The 337-nt window shown below is 40.7% G+C and carries 1 protein-coding gene; it reads right to left on the bottom strand.

All coding sequences use genetic code 11. The annotated features are described in order from the left end of the window. Window positions 1–337, bottom strand: a 337-nt coding sequence (locus SB689_RS22750) for an urea transporter (RefSeq protein WP_410694341.1), incomplete at both ends; no start/stop codon positions are given.

The raw sequence follows: 337 nt of genomic DNA, 5'->3' as shown, positions 1-337 counted from the left end.
GGCTCACCATGCATATGAGAGACATAAGATCCCAAAATAGCTCCTAAAAAACCGTACAAAGCAGCAACCGGCGAACTGATAAAAACAGCAATAAAGAAAATGACTCCCGAAAGTACACCCCCCTGAAATATAACTTCACCAAAGGCATTGGTACAGGTAAGGAAATCATCATAATCAACAGGTTCTATGCTAGCAGCAACTGCTGCTGAAGGCGGAATCTGTGTCAATTGATGTAATGCAAAAACACATACCCAGGTAATGATGATAAAAGGAAAAGTAAATACCGGAATCTTCTTTTGAATAAAGAAATGCTGAATAATGGCTGCCAAGGCTCCCC

This window comes from Chryseobacterium sp. SIMBA_038 (assembly GCF_046535115.1).
Lineage (GTDB): Bacteria > Bacteroidota > Bacteroidia > Flavobacteriales > Weeksellaceae > Chryseobacterium.
Note: the sequence above shows the minus strand (reverse complement) of the source record. Positions and strands in the feature narration are given on the sequence as shown.